Source organism: Chania multitudinisentens RB-25 (assembly GCF_000520015.2).
Classification (GTDB): domain Bacteria; phylum Pseudomonadota; class Gammaproteobacteria; order Enterobacterales; family Enterobacteriaceae; genus Chania; species Chania multitudinisentens.
In genome coordinates this window covers 3,348,316-3,364,668 of sequence record NZ_CP007044.2, presented here as the reverse complement: position 1 = coordinate 3,364,668, position 16,353 = coordinate 3,348,316, and the positions used below count along the sequence as shown (strand labels likewise).

14 protein-coding genes and 1 tRNA gene are annotated in these 16,353 nt (G+C 50.7%); 1 reads left to right on the top strand and 14 read right to left on the bottom strand.

What is annotated here, in order from left to right:
* Window positions 1-24 precede the first annotated feature (24 nt).
* The 7 genes from Z042_RS14645 to nrfA are packed head-to-tail and all read right to left on the bottom strand — an operon-like array spanning window position 25 to window position 6,360.
* A complete protein-coding gene (locus Z042_RS14645; protein ID WP_024910940.1) occupies window positions 25-606 on the bottom strand; it encodes a TPR domain-containing protein in 582 nt (193 codons plus the stop codon).
* Window positions 603-989, bottom strand: a complete 387-nt coding sequence (locus Z042_RS14640; RefSeq protein ID WP_024910941.1) for a cytochrome c-type biogenesis protein CcmH — start codon at window positions 987-989, stop codon at window positions 603-605. The genes Z042_RS14645 and Z042_RS14640 overlap by 4 nt, the downstream gene beginning before the upstream one ends.
* Complete coding sequence (nrfE, locus tag Z042_RS14635) at window positions 977-2,671, bottom strand: heme lyase NrfEFG subunit NrfE (protein ID WP_024910942.1); 1,695 nt, start codon at window positions 2,669-2,671, stop codon at window positions 977-979. Before nrfE ends, Z042_RS14640 begins: the two co-directional genes overlap by 13 nt.
* 31 nt (window positions 2,672-2,702) lie before the next feature.
* Window positions 2,703-3,650 (bottom strand): cytochrome c nitrite reductase subunit NrfD, encoded by a 948-nt coding sequence (gene nrfD / locus Z042_RS14630; protein WP_024910943.1) that lies wholly within the window; start codon window positions 3,648-3,650, stop codon window positions 2,703-2,705.
* Complete coding sequence (nrfC, locus tag Z042_RS14625) at window positions 3,647-4,318, bottom strand: cytochrome c nitrite reductase Fe-S protein (protein WP_024910944.1); 672 nt, start codon at window positions 4,316-4,318, stop codon at window positions 3,647-3,649. The genes nrfD and nrfC overlap by 4 nt, the downstream gene beginning before the upstream one ends.
* Entirely contained in the window at window positions 4,315-4,884 is a 570-nt protein-coding gene (gene nrfB / locus Z042_RS14620; RefSeq protein ID WP_024910945.1) for a cytochrome c nitrite reductase pentaheme subunit, read from the bottom strand. The genes nrfC and nrfB overlap by 4 nt, the downstream gene beginning before the upstream one ends.
* 42 nt (window positions 4,885-4,926) lie before the next feature.
* On the bottom strand, window positions 4,927-6,360 hold the full coding sequence (gene nrfA, locus Z042_RS14615) for an ammonia-forming nitrite reductase cytochrome c552 subunit (protein ID WP_024910946.1): 1,434 nt from the start codon (window positions 6,358-6,360) through the stop codon (window positions 4,927-4,929).
* 334 nt (window positions 6,361-6,694) lie between these two features.
* On the opposite strand from nrfA, the gene Z042_RS14610 reads away from it, so the two are divergent.
* Window positions 6,695-6,784 (top strand) — tRNA-Ser (locus Z042_RS14610).
* Between the two features lie 549 nt (window positions 6,785-7,333).
* Here Z042_RS14610 and Z042_RS25150 read toward each other — a convergent pair.
* The 7 genes from Z042_RS25150 to Z042_RS14580 form a co-directional block, all read right to left on the bottom strand.
* Window positions 7,334-7,750: a ParB N-terminal domain-containing protein gene (locus tag Z042_RS25150; RefSeq protein WP_071882835.1), complete on the bottom strand. Its 417-nt coding sequence runs from the start codon at window positions 7,748-7,750 to the stop codon at window positions 7,334-7,336.
* 484 nt (window positions 7,751-8,234) lie between these two features.
* Complete coding sequence (locus tag Z042_RS14605; protein WP_024910947.1) at window positions 8,235-9,395, bottom strand: ABC transporter substrate-binding protein; 1,161 nt, start codon at window positions 9,393-9,395, stop codon at window positions 8,235-8,237.
* On the bottom strand, window positions 9,395-10,615 hold the full coding sequence (locus Z042_RS14600) for an MFS transporter (protein ID WP_024910948.1): 1,221 nt from the start codon (window positions 10,613-10,615) through the stop codon (window positions 9,395-9,397). The genes Z042_RS14605 and Z042_RS14600 overlap by 1 nt, the downstream gene beginning before the upstream one ends.
* Window positions 10,606-11,775: an NAD/NADP octopine/nopaline dehydrogenase family protein gene (locus Z042_RS14595; protein ID WP_024910949.1), complete on the bottom strand. Its 1,170-nt coding sequence runs from the start codon at window positions 11,773-11,775 to the stop codon at window positions 10,606-10,608. The genes Z042_RS14600 and Z042_RS14595 overlap by 10 nt, the downstream gene beginning before the upstream one ends.
* The gene (locus tag Z042_RS14590) at window positions 11,775-12,788 is read right to left on the bottom strand and encodes a PLP-dependent cysteine synthase family protein (RefSeq protein ID WP_024910950.1); all 1,014 of its coding nucleotides are present in this window, start codon (window positions 12,786-12,788) and stop codon (window positions 11,775-11,777) included. Before Z042_RS14590 ends, Z042_RS14595 begins: the two co-directional genes overlap by 1 nt.
* Before the next feature lie 11 nt (window positions 12,789-12,799).
* Window positions 12,800-14,203, bottom strand: coding sequence for a Y4yA family PLP-dependent enzyme (locus tag Z042_RS14585; RefSeq protein WP_024910951.1), 1,404 nt, complete (start codon window positions 14,201-14,203; stop codon window positions 12,800-12,802).
* Window positions 14,204-14,212: 9 nt separating this feature from the next.
* Entirely contained in the window at window positions 14,213-16,342 is a 2,130-nt protein-coding gene (locus Z042_RS14580; protein ID WP_024910952.1) for a TonB-dependent receptor, read from the bottom strand.
* Between the last annotated feature and the right edge of the window lie 11 nt (window positions 16,343-16,353).

The window sequence follows — 16,353 nt, the reverse complement described above, 5'->3', positions numbered from 1 at the left end:
GCAGGAAAGATCATCCTGGGCCAGTCATTGCTGCCGCGCCAGCAGTTTCGCCATATTGATGGCTTCAATCAGCTGCTGCCGATTTACACGCGATGAATTGCTGTCTAACAAACGCTGCCACAAGCCTATCGCCCGTGCATAATCCGCCTGCATAAAGGCATCCGCAGCCAACAACATTAAGGCCGAAACTTCATCTTTATCCATCTGCAAGGCTTTGGCGATATAGCTTTCTACCTGCGGCGTCAGCTGCTGCCCGGCCTGATAATAAAGCACCGTGGCCAGCGCCGCATACAGTTCCGCATGGTCACCCCGTAGCACCAGCGCTTGCTGATAGGCTTGCAGAGCGTGCTTAAAATCCTCCGTGTAGAGATAATATTCACCTAATTCAGCCCACAGCACGCTGTCCTGCGGAGATTGGCGGATTTTCTGCTGCAACTGTTTTAACCTGCCGTCGGCCTGCTGCTGGGGCGTGAGATCCTGTAACAGCTGATTCTGCACCTGCTGTTGCGCCAGTACGCTCGCCGGGCGGCCACTGGCAAGATATCCACCCACAGCGCAGCCGAATGCCACGGCGATTAACAGCAGGTGAAAACGGCGCTGTTTCATGATGTTTTCCTGCCGCGCCACAGCACCAGGGCGATCAGGCTCAACATCAGCGGCGGCAATCCCCACAGGATCAACGTTGAGGTTGCAAATGCGGGTTGGTAGCGCACAAAGTTGCCGTAGCGCGCGGTCATGAAATTGATAATTTCGCTTTCCGTTTTGCCCTGCTCCGTCATGGCAAAAACCTCATGGCGCATCGCTATCGCTGCTGGTGCATTAGATTCCAGCAGGTTCTGATTCTGGCACTGCGGGCAACGTATTTTGGCTGCCACCGACAAAGCCTGCTCCTGCACCCGCGGCGAGGAAAATGCCCAGGTATCCACCACCTGAGCCTGCAATGGCCATATCAGCCCACACCACAGCAACAAGGCGGCTAACCTTGGCATGAGCTCCTCCTTTGCCAACCGGCGGCCAGTACGCCAACAATCATTAATGCACCCCCCCACCAGATCCAGCGGATACCGGTTTGCACATAAAACCGCATGGCGTAACGATTTTCGCCACTCTTTTCGCCCATCACCACATACCAGTCATGCAACAGGCTCCAATCGATACCCGGTTCAAACATCTGCTGCCGACGCGCGGTATAAAAACGCCGCTCCGGTTTCAGTTCGGTGACGGGTTTCCCTTGCTGTGAGACAGCAATCACCGCCTGTTCCGTGGTGAAATTGCCCTGAGCCTGCAATTCAAGCGAGCGAAACGAAAACTCATAACCCGCCAGCGGAATGGTTTCCCCAACCGAAATATTCAGGCTCACTTCATGGCGTTGCAGCGACGAACACAGAATCCCCAAGGCGGCCAACAATACCCCAGCGTGCGCGATCCACTGCGGAAGCTGCCCCCGGAATCCGCCAAAGCACATCAATATCAGCCCCAATACCCCGAAAGGCAGCAAAACCAGGTTGAAATAAGGGGCTCCTACCGACATCTGCCCCCAGCCCATCAACCGGTAGAGCATCGGGTAGAGCGTGCCAATCAGCACGATCAGCGCCGCCGAACTGAGCAGTAACAACGCCGCCAGCAGCACCGGCTGAGTGGCGGATACCGCTGTTTCCCCTCGGTTGGCGCGCAGAGCATAGATCAGAAAAGCGCTGCCGCTCAGGAAAGCAAACAGCACGAATAAAGGTAATGCACGCTGTTCATCCAAGGCAAAAGCATGGACTGAAAGCAGCACGCCAGACCGCACAATCAGGGTTCCCAGCAGGCTGAGGACAAAAGTCCCTAGCGTCAGCAACAGCGACCAATGCCGCAACCCACCCGTTCGCTGGCTGGCCGCCAGGCTGTGCAACAACGCGGTGGCGGTCAGCCAGGGCAGCAGAGAAGCATTCTCTACCGGGTCCCAGAACCACCAGCCCCCCCAACCTAATTCACTGTACGCCCACCATGAGCCAAGAATGATCCCCGCGGTGAGAAAGCCCCAGGCCGGAGCGGCCCAGCGCTGGCATTGCCGGGCAATCTGAGCGCTAAACGCCCCTTTCAGCAAGGCCGCCAGCATCAAAGCCGTACAAACAGCAAACCCGGCATAGCCGAGATAAAGCAGCGGTGGATGCAGGATCAGCCCAATATGTTGCAGCATGGGATTCAGATCGCGCCCCTCAACCGCTGGCGGAAATACCCGCACAAAAGGATCGGAGAAAAACAAAATGAAGATCAGAAAACAACCGATGATTAACGCCAGAATGGCTAGCGTGATCGTGGCAAGTACATCGTCTTGTTTGCCGGATAGCGCAAAACAGGCCGCCCAGGCACTCAGGCACCACAGCCAAAGCAACAGCGATCCTTCATGGCCGCCCCACAGCGCCCCGGCTTTAAGCAGGCCCGATAATTGGCGGTGCCCATGCTGGGCCACATACAGCACCGAAAAGTCATCATGTAAAAACAGCAGCAGCAGAATCACGAACGCCAGGCTGATCAACGCAAATATCGCATAACTCCAGCCGCGCACAGGCAATAGCGGTAACCGGCAGCGCTCAATCAACGCTAGCAGCGTCATGCCAGACATCAGCAATGACGCCGTACACGCCAGTAACAATGCACCAAAGCCCAGTTCGGGTAACCACAACAGCACATCTACCGCCTTATTTCGCTGCCAACCGCATTCAGGCTACCGTCATTTGACCGGCATACAGAATGAAATAACGCAGCAACAACACGCCGCACAGGCTGCTGCCGCTGATGATCAGGATATGAAAATGTGCTTTCCCCCAGCCAACGGCTTTCAACAGCAATGGAATAGCCAACCCAACCCCGACGACGCCCAGCCAGAACCACCAGGCCCAGAATCCGCCACCCAATGCGGCGGACAGAGCACGCAGTTTACCGTCATCCCCCAACCACAGGCCGATGAAGAACGCAGCCAGCAGGAAGATTTCCAGCCACACTACCGGGGTTTCTACCCGATGAAGAAAATGCATTTCCCGGCTGTGTAAATCGCTTTTGGGGCCGAATACAAACGCCAACAGCGCCACGGCAATCCCAGATGAAACGCCCGAGAATAAAAACAGCGCCGGTAACAAGGGGTTATTGAGCATTGGGTAGGATTTCAAGGCCGACAGCAGAAACCCGGTATAGGCCCCCAGCAATACGGCCAGCACCAGCATCAGGGTTTCCAGCGGGCGCAGGAACGGCAGCACGCGCTCCAGTAAACGGGGAACCAGCGTCAACTTCGGCAACCAGCGTTGCTGTAATGCCCCAACCTCATCACGGAAAATCAACGCCAGCCAGACCACCAACACCAGCATATACACCTGGAACAGCATTACCCCCATCGACATCACCGAGGTCAAGCTGTAGTGAAACATCAGTTTCCAGAACGTCCACGGCCGGGTTAGATGAAAAATCAGGATCACCAACCCCAGAATGATCGAACTGGGGGCAATCAACAGCGTCGTGCGCATGATCCGGCTGTGGGAAGTGCCTTCTTCCGGGTGATAACGGCGCAGCAGGATGCTCAGTGTCACCAAGCCAGCAGAAATCCCAATCAGAAACAGGTAAATCGCAATCGGCCAGTCCCAGACTAGAGAGTCAAAATGAAATGCGGAGTTCATTGACTTATCTCCCCATATTTAAACGGCACCCGGTATACTTTGGGCCGAGTACCCAGCGCAATCTTGTAGCGGTAAGTCGTGGTCTGCCCCAGCAGGCGTGAGATATCACTGTTGGGATCGTCGAGATTACCAAAAGTCAGCGCCTGAGTCGGGCAGGAAAGTACGCAGGCCGGCTGTTTGCCCATACTGAGGTTGGTTTTACGGCAAAAGTCACACTTATCTGCCGTTTTGCTGACCGGATGAATAAAGCGCACCCGATAAGGGCAAGCCGCAATGCAGTACTGGCAACCCACGCAAAGATCGGGGTTAACATCCACGATGCCATTTGCCGCATCGCGGTATGAAGCGCCCGTTGGGCAGACATCGACACAGGGTGCATCATCACAATGCTGGCAGGAATGGCGGAAAAACCGGTATTTCACCTCAGGAAAATCGCCTATCGGTTCACTGCGGATAATCGTCAGCCGTGAAACCCCCTCTGGCACCAGATTGACTTCGCGGCACGCGTCCATACAGGCCGTGCAACCGATACAACGTGATTCATCATGCACCATGCCATAGCGCACACCATTCACGTTCATCGTGCGCGCCAGTATCTTTTCGGCCCCGGAAGCCGCTACGGCCAACACGCCTATACCCGCAATAAAACGGCGTCGTGAGCAGCTCATGGCTGCTCCTTATCCAGCCGCACGGCTGCTGGATTGAACGCCGGATCATGCTGTTGCTGACGATGGCAATCCACACAGAGCTGTATGCGCCCTTTGTCACTCAATGTCTGCATTTTATCCTGCTGCGGGTGCAGCTGATGGCAGCTGGCACAGGTGACTTTGGCCAGGTGAACATCATGTGGCCAAAAAGCTTTCTGCAATGCCTCCGGCAGATGGCAAGACATACAGACGCTATTTTGCGCGGCTACGTCATACATAGGTTGATTGAAACGCATAACATCTTTCACGCCCTCACGGTGATGCGGTGAAGGATTACCGTGGCAGTTGGTACAGGTCAGCGGTAATTGGTTATTCGGATTGATCGCTCCCGCATGTTTGCCGTGCATCGCATTTTGCTGCGGCTTATGGCAACGCAAGCAGGCATCATCCGGGTTACGTTGTAACTTTACCTCAGCGGTTTTCTGCTGCACCGCTGGGCTATCGGTCTGGGCTGATACCGGTAATACTGTCAACCAAAGGCTGCAAGCCAGCACCCCGGTAGTTAATAACGAACGTAGTACGCTCATATTCACTCCATGTCTTTACGCCCCGCTAACGGGGCGGAGGGGTTATTGGCTTAAGCGCCCGGCCTTGCGCGCCTGTTCATCCCACTGCGGCACTATCGTTTTGAGGAATTCCTGCTTTTCGGCATTAAGCTGTTGCATATCCATTCCCAAAGCCAACTGTGCCTTTTCCTTGGTAGAAATATCCGGCAATGGAATTTCATGGCTGATCCCTTTGGTTGCCAGCAAGCGCGCCAGTTTGGTGCGAGCCTGAGCCGCCTGATCCAGCGCCGTACCCAACACGCGTAAACCTACGTCTGGCGCATGCATATGGATACCGTGCGATGCGATGGCAAAGTCCCAACGCCACTGCGCATGCCGAATATCCATCAGGATCGGCTGCATCTCAGCTTCTGTGGCACCCGCCTCCCACGCGGCTTTGGCTTCAAAATGCGCCCGCACCAGTTGGTCTTCGACTTTCAGCTTGATTTCAGTAATGTCTTGCTTGCGCTTGGCGACGATCTCTTGCAGGCTGGCTTTATCTTGGGTGTGGCAGGTGGCGCAGGTTTTTTCGAATTTATCGAATGGGTTACCAATCTTATGATCGGTATAGATCTTGCCTTCCGCGTTTTGCACCTTTGGCATATGACAATCAATACAGGTCACATTGTTTTTGCCGTGAATACCTGCACGCCAGGTTTCATATTCTGGATGCTGCGCTTTGACCATTGGGGCTTTGGAGAGTGGGTTGGTCCAATCCGAGAAAGCGATATCGTCGTAATACGCTTCCATCTCATCAACCGTGGTGCCTTTATCCCAAGGGAATTTCACCGCTTTATCTTTACCATCAAAGTAGTATTCAACGTGGCACTGCCCGCAGACCATCGATTGCTGATCAAAACGCCCGGCATGGTCAAAAGGTTTACCGATGGTTTTCATGGCACGCGCAGCATAAGGACGGGACAGCGCCAGTGCGGGTTTACCTGCGGCAAACTCGGCGGAGGCGGTATTATGGCAATCTGCACAACCGAGGTTGTTGACAATCTCTGGGCCGCCGCGCGCCCATTTTCCATGGAAATACCCCTCTTCCCCTTGCTCAGAAATCACTCTGGCTACATCCGGCCCTTTACAGCTCCAACAAGCCATCGGTAATGGCCCATCCTCCGCCGTTTTAGGTGCCCCGGTACGCAGCGTTTCCCGCACATCCGTCAGCGCATAAGCATGACCACGAGGCTTGTTGTAATCTTTGGCAAAAGGGTATCCGGCCCACAAAATCACCAAACGAGGATCTTCAGCCAACGCATCCACTCGTTCGGATTGTTCAGAGGTCGTTTTCCACGATTGATATTGATCGGGGTGAGGTGTGGCGAATGTTTCGTTTCTGGCTTCCACCTTTTGCGGGGTCGCGATTTCAGGCTTTTCGGCTTGTGCGGAAAAAGAGAGAAAGCCAGCACAAATCCCTACCAGAAAGATTGGCAATATATCGCTTACCTTAATCATAAGCATCCCATCCATTTAGCCTGCTTGATAACAGCGGCTTATTAATTATTAAGTCCACGGGGGGACATATTATCGACATTGCATCGACGCTATGGATAACATAAGTTACATAAAAAATGTTGTTTTTAATCAAGTTAAGATAACTCAGTGATTATTTTGAGTTCTTTTTGCGAAGCAGCGCAAAATGGGGTTCTGTTTGATTAATCCGCCTGACTTTGCAGCAATGCGAACAGACCTTGACCACCCACGCCCGCAGTACGAAAATATTCTTGACCGGTTCACTGACTCTCCCTATAGTAGCGCCCCGTTGCCGCCGATAACGCGCAACAAAAACGGTGAGGTGTCTGAGTGGCTGAAGGAGCACGCCTGGAAAGTGTGTATACGCGAAAGTGTATCGAGGGTTCGAACCCCTCTCTCACCGCCAAATTTAAAGAGAGAGCCTGAATTCACATTCAGGCTTTTTTGCTTTTAGATACCCCATAAGAGAGGGGCGAGAACCCTCGACAGGGTTCGACAAAATGGCAACGCCATTTTGGACGGCCACAGGCCGCCCGCAGGGTGAGCGCAGCGAATCAAGCCCTCTCTCACCGCCAAATTTAAAGAGAAAGCCTGAATTCACGTTCAGGCTTTTTGCTTTTAAATACCCCATAAGAGAGGGGCGAGAACCCTCGACAGGGTTCGACAAAATGGCAACGCCATTTTGGACGGCCACAGGCCGCCCGCAGGGTGAGCGCAGCGAATCAAGCCCTCTCTCACCGCCAAATTTAAAGAGAAAGCCTGAATTCACATTCAGGCTTTTTTGCTTTTAGATACCCCCATAAGAGAGAGGGGTGAGAATCCTCGACAGGGTTCGACAAAATGGCAATGCCATTTTGGACGGCCAAAGGCCGCCCGCAGGGTGAGCGCCTACTTTATATTCTTTTTTGATAACTTAAATGCCCACCTTAATTAGACAGACACACTGACCCGTTATTTACGAAGGAAAATCTGCTATATAGCTTAATTGCTGAAGATCAAACTCAACTGTGGGCAATGGTGGAGAAAATTGATGCCGTGTCGTTTTATAAGGGAAAACCTTCCCACAATCTATAATATGCTGCCTAATCTTGTCCGGACAAAAAGGTTTTCCACTACACCAATGATAGACTCTGACTCGTTTATCTGAGTAGTCGAGCATTATACAGGGAATACACATCAGCTCTAACCTGTGGGCAGCCTGATAGCGATGGTTACCATCCATAATAATACCGGTTTGACGCTCAATGGGTACTGGAGCTACCCAGCGTTGACAAAGTGTAATGGTATCAGCTAAATATTCGACATGTTGTTTATTGACCTCTTCTGATGGACGGATCAATGTAAGCGGGCACAGCACCACATCATAATTCATATTTACCTCATCTGATATTTTCAAGCACATTAAGTAGAATATCGATCTCTTTCTCACTGTTGTTAGCGTGAATAGAAGTTCTGACTACGACCTTGTAGACCCCGACTTGGCATATCAGTAAATGTTGAATTAAATCTCGAACAGGAAACATTTATACGTTTTGGATAATTGGCAAGATATTCCTGAACGCGTTCTGACGTCACATCGGAGCGATAATCCCAGATACACATTCGCCGTGACCCTGTAATTGAATCTGAGGAATACTTTCTAAACCCGTGCGAAGGCGCTTTCCGAGATAAAGAACCCGTTGAGTAATATTTTAATGACAATCCATATGAAGCTACCACACTCAACCCCAGGCGCTCTGCAATATTCGATACGTCGGAGCCCCTTATAACTACAAGAGTGTTTCTCACTCTCAAGTCATACGGGTTCTATCATTGAGCTTGATTCGTCATCCATTCAGAGAAAAGTATCAGGTGTATCAGCGCAAAGTTGCTCTAGGCAAAGTATCATGCTTGGCCTCCCCTGTTTTCAGACTGACCATATATCCGGATTGGTAAGGTACGGGAAGGAAATCACGATGAAGACGGCGAAATGTGTCATCGGGCTCCAGATCGCTGAACAGTTCAGGATGAATCCACTTTGCCAATTGCTGAATGGCAATCACATCATAAGGACTATTGTAGAATTGATGCCATATAGCAGAGAATTCACCATTGCGCCGAGCGGGGCTATTTGCATAAGCCGGGCGAGTAGTAAACCAAACAAGCTTGCGACGAGCTTCTTGCATATCAGCCCCTGGGCCAAGGGGTATCCAGCGCCCACCTGGAACAAGCGTTTTGAAATTACCGCTGGTCAGGATCACTATATCGGGGTTGGCTGACACTATCTGCTCAGGGTTGAGCGTGAAAAATGTCCCAGGAGCAAGATCGGCGGCGATATTATTCCCACCAGCCAGTGTAACAAAACGACCAAAACTCCCTTTACCAAATGTCATACAACATTCGTCAGAATATCCTCCCAGACGTTCCAGAAATACCCTTGGCAAAGGGCCTTGCAGAACAGCCACTCGTGAAACCACACGTTTAAGTTCAGCATCGCGGAATTGAAGATAGGCATTGGCGCGATCCATTTTGCCAAACAGCTTGCCAAACAGTTTCACCGTTGGCGGAATATTCCTGGTAGGGTCGTAACGAAAATCGACATAAACAATCGGGATCCCCGCCTTAGCGAGTATGGTTTCATATCCCGAGTCAACGAGCGCATTACGTGCATCCATATTCATAATAATAATGTCAGGTTTGAGATTGATAGCCTGCTCAATATCAAATGTCCCCTGTTCGCTACCGCCAAACGTCGGTATTTTCTCTAATTGAGGGAAACGCTCACGATACTGCTGCCAAGTAGCAGGATCTGACTGAATTAGATCACGCCGCCATGCCACCAGATGCTGAGCGGGGTTTTCTCTATCAAGCATCGCGACAAGGTACAGCTGCCGGCCTTCGCCCAGAATGACTCGTTGTACCGGGAGCTTTACCACCACATTCCTTCCTAAAAGATCCGTTACCGTTGTGCTAATCTGCGCAGCCGGTACCGCCGTAGCCATTAACAGCATTGCGAAAAATAAAAATCTTAGCTTCATTACCCGTACCTTATAGATTTACTTGATTCCGTTGATGAATGACCTACCTTCCACGTGACAACAAAGGTGATGAGGTACATTACCGCGACGGAAATAAACAATGCAGGCAAGCCAGGCCAAAGCAGCACTACGCCACCCAATGCGATGCCAATAATAGAGGCGAATTGGCTTACGCTTTGTATCAGCCCCAGAATATAGCTTTGTCTCCCTTCGCCAGACATGCGGGATATTAGCGCGGTGAGTACGGGCGTTGTCGCACCCAGTAATATGCCCCATAAAAAATAGAGCCCGATAAACATTCCGGTTTCACGTACCGACGCCAGTAATAACGTCAGAAGAAAACATCCGGCGATCACACCGAGCATGCGGTTAAGCGTACCTTTCATGCTGTGGGATTCGAACCACCGTGCCCAGAGAGTGGCAGAAACGATTACACCTGTAGCCTGTAAGCCATATGCCAACCCAGTTAACCAGTTGTGGGCATCAAGGAGGCGGGTGACATAAAGCGAGAATGGGGTTTGTGTCACCATCCTGCTCATCAATAAAAGCCCCAGAATCAGCAACAAACCACTCACCACACCGCCCCTTCCCGTGTGCGATTCGTGGTTTTCCCCCGGCACAGCAATAGCCCCCGTTACTTTTTTAAGAGGAGCATCATCGGGTAAGATGAATGCGACCAGAAGCGCGCATAAAGCGCAAATGATGGATGCACTCAGGTTAATCCAGAAAAAACTCAGCAGGTCGAGAATCGCTCCCCCGGCAACGGCCCCAGCCAGCGACCCCGCGTTGGTGGAAACCTGCAACCAAGCGAATAAACGCGTGCGCTGTGATGGCGGCACCATGGCAATACCATAGGCCTGTGCTGGCGCAATATAACCTGCGCAAGTTCCCTGTATAAAACGCAGGAGCAGTACCAGCCAGATATCGTTGGCGAAAGCGAGCCCTAGCTGAGTCAATGACAGGCCCGCTAGTGCCCGGAGCATCATAGTTTTATTACCCGTTCTGTCGCCAATTCGCCCCCAGAATGTGCTTGTCAGCATAATTCCAAGCATTGGGGCGATATACACCCCCGTACCTGCAATACTCAGCAGTTCACTCGACGTCATGTTTGCCAGATGTAGCGGCCAGAATGGGCCGCTCATCTCCATGGCTCCCATGGAGAGTAACTGCACAATGAACAGAAATTGGACAATAAACATAACGCTGCCAGTTACCCGCATTCCTGTGCCACCTTAATTTCTGGCCAGGTAACAGGCAGAGGGACATGGGGAGCTACCTCTCCCATGAACTGACTGCACCAGAGATAAATTTCTTTCATACAGGGTACTGGCACCTTGAGTCTTTCTCCGATAGCGACCAAAAGCCCCAGCCCGAATGCAATGTCCTCCTGAAAAACCCGGTGGCGCCGATCAAAAACATACCCTTCGCTATTCTCTGCCCGAATGAGGGGAAGCGGGATCCCCGCATAAGCCTGATTGGTTCTGAGAACACTGAGCAACGTACGCGGGTTGGCGATTAGGTCACCATAGGCATCCATGATTTCCTGTTGTAACGGTTGTACAGAGCTGAGATCAATCTCAAGCACTGCCTCTGCCGCCTTGCATAAAGCCTGATTTTCCGCATCGCAGCGGGCAAGGAAGTATGCCCCCAGTTCAGGGCAATCGTTCCACCAACAGGGGACATGGTTGAAAGGATGATGATGCCATTGCCCCCAAGGCCCAATCAGGCCGTAAATAACGGAGCCATGCATGATTGGGTTCCCAGGAGTCAGCGTGATCTCAAGATAGTCCTCAAGCAACATCAATGGCGAATCATAGAGTCGGCTCAGATAATTGAGCAGGATACCCGCCATTGCTGGCGTTTCCCTACGGTGCAACGCCACATAAAGATGAGATTTGGCCCCACCAAGCCTGACACTTTCTCCAAGGGTAAGATCAAAAGCAATATGGGGGACATCTTTCATACCCCACAATACGACATTGGAGAGCGCCCCTAGCAGGTCTTCTGCCAACCAGTCAAAACCACCAAATCCAGGGATCGCCCCGACAAAAACCGGTTTATTACGAGGAAGCGCTGGCTGAATACGTTTTAATACGCCGTCGCGTGCATGAGACGGAACGGTAATGATCACCACATCCGCATCACTACAGGCTTCATAGGGACACGCCGTTACACAACAAGGACTGGCTGCTAATACTGCCCCATCGGGCAAGAATGCGCGTATTTGAGCGCCATTTTTTTGATATGACGCGGGCATGACATGTTGACTGCTGAGAAGCGTGACTTCGATATCCGATTTCTGGCTGAACAAAACGGCCGCAAGATGGCCAGTACGGCCAGCACCGCAGATTGTCACTTTCAGTTTTTGCGCTGCAACCATCACTGAACCTCCACGCCTGCTGCGGGGGCGAACCAACCGTCAAGCTGTTGCCAAATTTCTGGAGATATCAGGTTGCGCTCCTGCAACCAGGTTTCATTGAAAATGGTGTGCAGGTATTTTTCACCGCCATCGGCAACGACCAGTGCAACATTACCCCGAATAGTTCCCTTATTGATAAATTCGAGCGCCTTATATATTGCACCTCCGGTCGAACCACCGACCAAGAGTCCAAAACGGCGGGCCAGATAGCGAGCCGTTTCAAAGGCACAGGTATCTGAAACCTGCTCCCCATAATCGATGCAGCTGTAATCCAGCACCAACCCAACGGTATCACCTTCTGGCGTTCCTGTGCCTGACTGGTAATAAGGTTTACCCGGTTTGCCAAAAACGATAGAACCTTCGGGTTCAACTGCGACAGTGACAGTATCGGGATTATGAACTTTTAACCCATGCGATATCCCCGTCATCGATCCCCCTGTCCCCACACAACCGACCCAAGCGTCGATTCGGCCAATCTGATTAACAAATTCGCGAACCAACTCGGCATAACCTCCTGCATTCGCAACATTGTCAGATTGATTCATAAATATGGCACCGGGGATTTCGCTGGCAATTTCAGCAGCCATACGTTGGCGTTCAACAACTGCGACCTCGTTCTCGCCATAATCTCCTTTGACATAGCGAATTTCAGCGCCTAGTGCACGCATGATGGCAATCTTGTCCTGGGCTGCATGGTGATCAACAACTGCAATAAATCTGAGCCCAAATTCAATAGCAGCAAGAGCCAGCCCGATCCCTGTATTTCCCGATGACGACTCTATTATTGTTCCACCCGATTGAATGCGGCCGGATCTTAATGCGGCAATAATCATATTTCTGGCCATGCGATCTTTCATGCTGCCACCAGGATTATTTTTTTCGACTTTTATATATAGCCGGGAATCTACTTGCATTAATGGCAACTGCATTACAGGAGTATTGCCGATTAAATCAGTCACTTTGCTGAAAATCATTTAACACGTCCTTACTTGTCGATGGAAAAAGTCAGGTTATGGCTGGTGTTCAATAATGCGGTTAAGCGTGTTGGGGTTGGATGGCGATGAAAACGGTTCTCCAGCAAATCCATCTGATAGCCAGCTGTATTAGTAAATATCAACAGATCGTCTGGTTGCGGTAAGCGCCGGAAATACACAAGGCGGTTAGTAATGACATCTTCATCCAGGCAGCTATGCCCGGCGATCCATGCCTTGCCCGAAGCAAATTGCTCCCCCTTATTGACAGGTGCCAGATGAAGTGGGTCTATCAAAAACTCTGAATTGAACCACGTTTCACAGGCGCTAAAACTGCTACCCTCCACAAATATCACTGAATATTTATCCGTTTCTGGGGCGACTCGGCACACCCGAAATATACTGATTGCCCCTTGGTTGACCAGGCTTCTGCCTGGTTCGGCACAAAGCGTTAATCCTTCGCTGTGTAGCCAAGAAGATACCGTTTTACCTTGGGGATCCTGCCCTGCAAGAAATTGCTTCAGCCATCGTGCGGCATTCAATTCACCGCCATAAGGGTAAAAGGATGAAGGCACTAAACCTGTTCGGTAATCGTTTGAACTCTGTGACGAAAACCAGCGCTGATAACTCTCGCTTTCAACGTACTGCACGGGCAAACCACCGCCAATATCAATAATATTCGGCGCTAAACCAAGGCTTCTGGCGTAGGTAAAAAGCGGCAATGTATCAAAAAATGCGTTTACCCTGGGTTCAGGCGCATAACCGTTCAGATGGAAGTGGAAACCAACAAGAGTAACCTGTTTACAGGACGCCACAGCTGGAAGTACCTTAATAATCTCATCGCTGGGCATACCAAAACGGCTAGAACGGCTGGCATCAGGGCGTAGACGCAGTAATATCCTCACCCTGGTGGAGTTTCGCTTCCAGTTACGCGCTAATTCAATAACCTCCTGTAATTCCTGGGGGGAATCCACAACAATCTGGGCATCTTGAAGAATCAATTCCTGTAAAAAATCACGCGTTTTCGCTGGGCCGGTTGCGCACAAATCAGCTCCCCGGCACCCGGCACGTAAGGCATCCCGTAATTCCTGAATACTGGAAACGTCTGCACCGGCACCGGCTAATACCGCAGCCCGTAATAAAGCCTGTGATTTGTTTACTTTTACGCCATAGTAAAATCGGGTTTCAACCCCAAAACTCGCAGTTACCGCAGCCATCGCTTGCAGATTAGGTGCCACCGTGTGCGGCCAAACAATATTGAGTGGTGAACCATACATTTCTGTCAGGCGTACCAAAGTTTCTGGTGACCGACATAGCCAATCCAAAATCAATGGGTCCAAATAAGGTGATAAATCTCTGGCAACGTTTAACTGCCATGAGGTGTTATGCTGGCGATCTACATTAAGTAATGAGCTCATAGTTTCCTCTTAAAAATCTACCGTTACCGAGGCAAAGAAACTCCGTGGGGCACCCTGAGCGATCGTGCTATATGAAGAAGCACCAGCCCAATAGTGACGATCAAACACGTTGCGCACATCAAAACGGAAGGTATTTGAAATACCGTAAATACGGGTTTTATATGCCGCGCCCATATCAACCGTTGTCCACGAACCAATAGACTGCGTGTTAGTTTGGTTAACATACTGTTTACCGCTGTAGTTAATCTGGCTATTAACCGAGAGGCCTTTCAGCAGCGGCAATGTATAAGTTACCCCGACGTTTGCCTGCATAGGGGCTACGCCGACAGGTCTATTCCCACGAACCTCAGAATTTGGAGAGCGTGTCAGTTCAGCATCAATCAGTGAGAGGCTCCCCAGTATGTTGAGGCCATCAACGGGATCACCTGATAGGCTAAGTTCTATACCCCGATTTCTTTGCTCACTGTTGACGCTATAGAGATTATTGCCATCGACAGCACCGCTTGGGCGGTCGATCTGAAACAATGACAGCGTACCCAACACGCCATGCGCATCATACTTGGCCCCTACTTCGTATTGGCGGGAACGATAAGGGCGCATAACCTGGCCCGCATTTTCAGCCGTTTCTGGAGCGATATCGCCCTTACTGAGACCCTCGATATAGTTGGCATACAGAGATACAGGTTGCCGCAGGCGATAGAGCAGCCCCAGCATTGGCGTAAATGCGGATTCAGCGTAAGTAGAGGAACGGTTGCCGTTAGAAGAAAAATTATCTGAGCGAACGCGCTGGAAACGCGCCCCCGGGATGATATCGAGGCGGCCATCTAAAACGCTGAGCGTATCCGCCAATGCCACGCTACTCAACTGACTTGAAGAGGCTTTAGGAATTTGGGAGGGTGCCGATGGTTTAACCACCTCTTCTGCTCGCGGAGAATAGATATTGGAGTAAACCGTCTGTCCTATTCTACTTCCGACGGCCAATCGATCATGGTAGACACTGGTTTGCAGCGCCAGTTGATGCTCTACTGAACCTGTGGTTAGAGACCCCCTTGCTCCAGCCTCAAGCGTGTAACGGTTAACGTTAAAACGGTAATTGGTGAGCGTTGAGACGACATCTCCCTGCACGTTAAAAATAGTTGGAGTTTGTTCTGACACGCGCGACACTCGCGTTCGCCCGCCGCCAGCCTTGGCGAATAACGTCACGTTGTCATTAATATCGTATTCAGCGTGAAATAGAGCTCCTTGATCACGTGTATTCCACCACATGCCTCTTTGAGCAATATTTTTTTTCCCATCGGGCGCTAACGGTATATTAATGCCCGATGAAGCCAAGAAAGGCCGATTTGGTGATTTGACGTGCTGATACTGATCCAATAAATCCAGAGAGGTACGCAATTGCCCTTGTGCATAATCAAGTGCGAGTGCTCCAAATGTCGCGTTTTTACCGGAATTATCTTGCCGTAAATCCCCCCCACTGCCACCACCATTGAATCTCACTCCCCACATTTCGCCGTCAGGATTAACCCATAATCGGCCAACATCTATATATTGGCCAAACTGGCTATCTGACTCCCATGTTGTTGTCATTTTGGTGATATTCCGTGCTACCGCTTGTTTAGTCACGACATTGACAACGCCACCGATGCCACCGTTAGGTGACATACCATACAACCCGGCACCAGGCCCTTTTAGCACTTCGACTCGATCAATATATTGAGGCAGCAATTGATAATTAGGCGCAACGCCGTATACCCCATTCAGGAGAATTTCGCCGATATTACCTTCGCCGATGGGAAATCCTCTGATCATCAATGAATCCAGAATACCTCCCGCAGGACTGGTAATACGGATTGATGCATCATTCTGAATAATATCGCCAAGCGTTTTAAACGGGTGAGCCTCTATAAATTTAGAGGTATATCCATTTACGCTAAAAGGCGTATTCAACGTGTTTTTATTACCCAACAAACCTATATTGGCTCGTTTAATAATCTTACCATTATCAATCGTGTTAGCGTCATCCGCGTTCACTACAATGGTATCCTCAGCGATAACCGTTCCCAATGTAACGCTGGTTGCAAAAATAAATGTTACAACGTGGCGCAGTAAAACGACTTTACTTCGACGAGCTATCATCATTTTATTATTCC

Bases quoted from the DNA above. Each gene is read 5' to 3' on its own strand.
- nrfD (WP_024910943.1), bottom strand. From the start codon at position 3,650: ATGAACTCCGCATTTCATTTTGACTCTCTAGTCTGGGACTGGCCGATT.
- Z042_RS25150 (WP_071882835.1), bottom strand. From the start codon at position 7,750: ATGAATTATGATGTGGTGCTGTGCCCGCTTACATTGATCCGTCCATCA.
- Z042_RS14605 (WP_024910947.1), bottom strand. From the start codon at position 9,395: ATGAAGCTAAGATTTTTATTTTTCGCAATGCTGTTAATGGCTACGGCG.
- Z042_RS14585 (WP_024910951.1), bottom strand. From the start codon at position 14,203: ATGAGCTCATTACTTAATGTAGATCGCCAGCATAACACCTCATGGCAG.
- Z042_RS14600 (WP_024910948.1), bottom strand. From the start codon at position 10,615: ATGCGGGTAACTGGCAGCGTTATGTTTATTGTCCAATTTCTGTTCATT.
- Z042_RS14640 (WP_024910941.1), bottom strand. From the start codon at position 989: ATGCCAAGGTTAGCCGCCTTGTTGCTGTGGTGTGGGCTGATATGGCCA.
- nrfB (WP_024910945.1), bottom strand. From the start codon at position 4,884: ATGAGCGTACTACGTTCGTTATTAACTACCGGGGTGCTGGCTTGCAGC.
- Z042_RS14590 (WP_024910950.1), bottom strand. From the start codon at position 12,788: ATGATTTTCAGCAAAGTGACTGATTTAATCGGCAATACTCCTGTAATG.
- nrfC (WP_024910944.1), bottom strand. From the start codon at position 4,318: ATGAGCTGCTCACGACGCCGTTTTATTGCGGGTATAGGCGTGTTGGCC.
- nrfA (WP_024910946.1), bottom strand. From the start codon at position 6,360: ATGATTAAGGTAAGCGATATATTGCCAATCTTTCTGGTAGGGATTTGT.
- Z042_RS14595 (WP_024910949.1), bottom strand. From the start codon at position 11,775: ATGGTTGCAGCGCAAAAACTGAAAGTGACAATCTGCGGTGCTGGCCGT.
- Z042_RS14645 (WP_024910940.1), bottom strand. From the start codon at position 606: ATGAAACAGCGCCGTTTTCACCTGCTGTTAATCGCCGTGGCATTCGGC.
- Z042_RS14580 (WP_024910952.1), bottom strand. From the start codon at position 16,342: ATGATGATAGCTCGTCGAAGTAAAGTCGTTTTACTGCGCCACGTTGTA.